The 4,140-nt window shown below is 57.6% G+C and carries 6 protein-coding genes; 5 read left to right on the forward strand and 1 reads right to left on the reverse strand.

What is annotated here, in order from left to right; translation table 11 throughout:
* The 5 genes from ACIQ3A_RS14055 to ACIQ3A_RS14075 all read left to right on the forward strand — a co-directional run.
* On the forward strand, nucleotides 1-609 hold a 609-nt coding region (locus tag ACIQ3A_RS14055), incomplete at its 5' end, for an ABC transporter ATP-binding protein (protein ID WP_396432346.1).
* A 22-nt stretch (nucleotides 610-631) separates the two neighbouring features.
* The gene (locus ACIQ3A_RS14060; RefSeq protein ID WP_396432347.1) at nucleotides 632-1,909 is read left to right on the forward strand and encodes a hydroxymethylglutaryl-CoA reductase, degradative; all 1,278 of its coding nucleotides are present in this window, start codon (nucleotides 632-634) and stop codon (nucleotides 1,907-1,909) included.
* Between the two features lie 249 nt (nucleotides 1,910-2,158).
* On the forward strand, nucleotides 2,159-2,548 hold the full coding sequence (locus ACIQ3A_RS14065) for a type II toxin-antitoxin system RelE/ParE family toxin (protein WP_396432348.1): 390 nt from the start codon (nucleotides 2,159-2,161) through the stop codon (nucleotides 2,546-2,548).
* Nucleotides 2,526-2,861 (forward strand): helix-turn-helix domain-containing protein, encoded by a 336-nt coding sequence (locus ACIQ3A_RS14070; protein WP_396432349.1) that lies wholly within the window; start codon nucleotides 2,526-2,528, stop codon nucleotides 2,859-2,861. The genes ACIQ3A_RS14065 and ACIQ3A_RS14070 overlap by 23 nt, the downstream gene beginning before the upstream one ends.
* Nucleotides 2,862-3,071: 210 nt before the next feature.
* Nucleotides 3,072-3,713 (forward strand): MBL fold metallo-hydrolase, encoded by a 642-nt coding sequence (locus ACIQ3A_RS14075; protein WP_396432350.1) that lies wholly within the window; start codon nucleotides 3,072-3,074, stop codon nucleotides 3,711-3,713.
* 14 nt (nucleotides 3,714-3,727) lie between these two features.
* On the opposite strand, the gene ACIQ3A_RS14080 is transcribed toward ACIQ3A_RS14075, so the two are convergent.
* Nucleotides 3,728-4,140 (reverse strand): M48 family metallopeptidase (locus ACIQ3A_RS14080; RefSeq protein WP_396432351.1); only part of this gene is annotated, 413 nt, incomplete at its 5' end.

Below are 4,140 nucleotides of genomic sequence, written 5' to 3' on the forward strand. Positions count from 1 at the left end.
GGCAATGGCGCCGGCAAAAGCACTTTGATGAAGGCCGTTTCAGGCTTGCAAGGGGTCAGTGGCGGCACCATTCAATGGCAGGGCCACGACATCACGGCAATGCCCCCTCACCAAAGGGTGGCCGCTGGCATTTCCCAGTCCCCTGAAGGCCGACAGGTCTTTGCGGACCAATCGGTCGAAGACAACTTGCTTTTGGGTGCCTATCTGCGCCCTTCACGCGACCCCGAAGTGAAAGCCGATCTGGAAAGGCAGTACGCCATTTTTCCCAGATTGCGAGAAAGAAAAAACCAGCACGCGGGCACGTTGAGCGGGGGTGAGCAGCAAATGCTGGCCATCGCCAGGGCGCTGATGTCACGGCCCAAGCTGTTGCTGCTGGACGAACCCTCGCTCGGCCTGGCCCCGCTCATTGTGAAAGAAATTTTTGCAGTCATCCGGCGCGTGCGGGATGAAGGCGTCACGATTTTGCTGGTTGAGCAAATGGCCAACCAAGCCTTGAAAGTTTCTGACCGGGCCTACGTTTTGAAAAACGGCGTCATCGTCAACTCTGGCGCCTCCAAAGACATAGCCAACGATCCGAGTGTGCGTGAAGCCTATCTGGGCAAGCACTGACATTTAAAAAAGAAAGACTGGCATGAACAACGCCCACTACTCCAGCCGCATCAGTGGATTTCATAAAAAATCTGTCGATGAGCGCATTGCGCTGATTGCCGACATGGCCGGCCTGAACGACACCGAGCGCGCCTTGATGGGCAACTCCGGCAACCTCGATCAGGAAATCGGCAACCACATGATCGAGAACTTTCTGGGCACGATGACCATCCCCGTGGGCATTGCGACCAACATGAAGGTCGATGGGCGCGATGTGCTGGTGCCCATGGCCACCGAAGAGTCCTCGGTGGTGGCGGCGGTCTGCAACGCGGCCCGTCAGTCTTATGACAACGGGGGCTTCATCACCTCTATGTCGGGCACGCGCATGATCGCGCAGATTCAATTGGTGCAGGTGTCAGACCCGTACCACGCCCGAATGGCCATCCTGGAGCGCAAAGAAGACATTCGCCTGATTTGTGACGCCTGCGACCCGATGCTCATCAAGCTGGGGGGCGGGTTCCGAGAGCTCGAGGTGCGCGTCATTGACACGTTGTCAGGCCCCATGGTGATCACCCACATCATTGTGGACACCCTGGATGCCATGGGGGCCAACGCGGTCAACACCATGGCTGAAAAACTGGCGCCTTCTATTGCGCAGTGGACGGGTGGGCGCACCTACCTGCGCATCTTGTCCAACCTGGCGGACCATCGGCTGGCGCGCGCGCGCTGTGTCTGGCGCAGCGAAGACATCGGGGGGGCAGATGTGCGTGATGGCATGTTGCTGGCGTATCACTTTGCCGAAGCAGACCCCTACCGTGCAGCCACCCACAACAAGGGCATCATGAACGGCATCAGTGCCGTGGTGTTGGCCACGGGCAATGACACGCGTGCGGTCGAATCGGGCGCACACGCCTACGCCTCACGCCATGGGCGATACACCAGCTTGACCCGCTGGGAGGTCACCAACGAAGGCCACCTCGCCGGCTCGATTGAAGTGCCCATGGCGGTTGGTTTGATTGGCGGCGCCACCAAGCTGCACCCCATGGCCAAGACCGCGTTGAAGATCCTCAATGTTCAATCGGCCAGTGAGTTGGCCCGCATCATCGCCGCGGTCGGATTGGCGCAAAACTTTGCCGCCATCAAGGCGCTGGCCACCACCGGCATCCAGAAGGGCCATATGTCCTTACACTCGCACAACATCGCCATGATGGCCGGTGCCGTGGGCCATGAGGTGGATCAACTGGCCCAAATTCTGGTGGCCAAAGGCATGGTCCGCCTGGACATCGCCGAAAAGGAACTGGCGCTCATCCGCGGCAGCTGAGTCTTTCAGCTTGGCTCAGAACTCACCTGAGATATTCGGTTTGATAACGGTGCATCGGCTGGTTGCGGCCCTTTGCAGGGCAGCGCGTGCTCTTAGGCAGCAACTGCGAGCGCCTTCAAGGTATTGCTGGAATCCGTTGAAAAGGTGCGGTCAATGCGGGAGACCTTTGACGATGGTTGATGCTCACAACCCAAAAAAAGACCCTAGCTGGCTATTGCACTTGGTGCAATAGCCAGCTAGGATTCGAATATGAAAAGAGTCTTTAAAACCAAGACCTTTGATCGATGGGCGCGCAAAGTGTTGAGTGACGAGCTTCTCTGCCAAGCTGCACGCGAGATTGAGCAAGGAAAATATGAGGCCGACTTGGGTGGTGGAGTGTGCAAGAAGCGGGTGGCCGTGCCGGGGCAAGGTAAAAGTGGATCGACCCGGACACTGGTGGCGAAAAAGCACAATACGGCAATCTTCTTCTTGGCTGGGCGCGAGAAAAATTCAGCTGGTTCTGATTTCTCTGCCAAAGAAGTGGATGCTGCAAAAATTATCGGTCATGCACTTGAAAGCGCGAGCATCAAAAAAATCGAGGACCTGGTTGCAACTGAAGTTTTGAAGGAAATTTGTAATGACAAACAAAAAAGCGACTAAAGAGAGCCGTATTCTTACTGAAATGCTGGAGATGGCGGATGCTCTGCATGGCCATGCCTTGATTTCCAAGCAAGACATGGCCAAGATGCAGCTCATCTGTCAGAGCCCACCCGACTACACCTCCGAAAACGTAACGGCTATTCGTGTGAATAAAGCCAAAGTGAGCCAATCTGTGTTCGCCTCAATTTTGAACGTCAGTGTTTCTGCTGTTCAAAAGTGGGAGTCACCAAGTTCTGGCAAACACCCCAGCGGTGCAGCTGCAAAGCTGTTGCAACTTATTGAAAAGAAAGGTCTGGAGGCGATTGTTGCCTGAACTGAACGGCCGGTCTCGAGCTGTCAGCTCGCCCGCCGCAAGACAGTAACCGCCGTACAAACGACTTTCGATAACCCCAACGAAAAGGTCACGTGGGGCTGCAATCGCTAGGGAAACCACTTTGAAGTCATGTGATCCAAAGCAGTCCATCCACCCGAACTCTAGGTTGAGGTTCTGAACATGGGTATCAAGTACCTTTAACATCGAGGGATGCTGCAATACCAAACCATCCCCGTCACCCCCTTCCAGCAAAACTGTTCCCTGGTCTGGGACGATCAGACGCTTCAGGCGGCCGTGGTCGATCCGGGGGGCGACCTCGATTTGATTTTGGGTGCCGTGAAGCAACATGGCCTTCGTCTGGAGCAGATCTGGATCACGCACGGCCATCTGGACCACGCCTCAGGCACGGCCGATCTGGCCGAACAACTGGGAGGCCTGCCCATCATCGGGCCACACCCGGCTGACCAGTTCTGGATTGACGGTTTGCCGCAAGCGGCTTCGGCCTATGGTTTTCCGCCGGCTCGGGTCTTCAAGCCCACGCGCTGGCTGGCCGATGGCGACACCGTCACGCTGGGCGCGCACACCTTGCAGGTGCGCCACTGCCCGGGGCACACGCCGGGCCATGTGGTGTTTTATTCGCCGGAGATCAAACGCGCGTTTGTCGGCGATGTGCTGTTTGCCGGCAGCATTGGCCGAACCGATTTTCCGCAAGGCAACCACGACGATTTGATCGCCAGCATCACCCAGCGCCTGTGGCCGATGGGCAATGACACAGTGTTCATTCCCGGCCATGGCCCCGAAAGCACCTTTGGCCGTGAACGCCAGTCCAACCCTTATGTCGGCGGCACCTGAAGGGGCTGGCGCCCTCAGCCTTTGAGGGCTTGTTGGTACAGGGTTTGCACCTTGGGCAAGTTGGCTTCGAGTTCCTGAATGCGGTTGGCCCCACTGGGGTGGGTAGACAGGAATGAGGGGCTGCCGTTGCTGCTGGCAGCCTGCATTTTTTGCCACAGGCTGACACTGGCTTCTGGCTTGTAGCCGCCCCGCGCGGCGATTTCCAGGCCCACCAAATCCGATTCGGTTTCGTCGTCGCGGCTGTACTTGAGGGTGAGCAACTGCGTGCCTAGATTGGCGGCGACATCGCCCAAAGAACCTAGGCCCAGCAGTTGCGACGCAATCGACAGGCCGATGCTGGTGGCCTGGCTTTTGGCCAGCCGTTCGCGGGCGTGTTCGCGCAGGGCGTGTGCCATCTCGTGGCCCATGATCATGGCCGCCTCGTCAT

Origin of the sequence: Limnohabitans sp. (assembly GCF_044361985.1) — a bacterium.
Taxonomy (GTDB): Bacteria; Pseudomonadota; Gammaproteobacteria; order Burkholderiales; family Burkholderiaceae_C; genus Limnohabitans_A.

What these genes read in the sequence shown, in the direction of transcription:
- ACIQ3A_RS14060 (WP_396432347.1), top strand. Translation starts at nt 632, where the DNA reads ATGAACAACGCCCACTACTCCAGCCGCATCAGTGGATTTCATAAAAAA.
- ACIQ3A_RS14070 (WP_396432349.1), top strand. Translation starts at nt 2,526, where the DNA reads ATGACAAACAAAAAAGCGACTAAAGAGAGCCGTATTCTTACTGAAATG.
- ACIQ3A_RS14075 (WP_396432350.1), top strand. Translation starts at nt 3,072, where the DNA reads ATGCTGCAATACCAAACCATCCCCGTCACCCCCTTCCAGCAAAACTGT.
- ACIQ3A_RS14065 (WP_396432348.1), top strand. Translation starts at nt 2,159, where the DNA reads ATGAAAAGAGTCTTTAAAACCAAGACCTTTGATCGATGGGCGCGCAAA.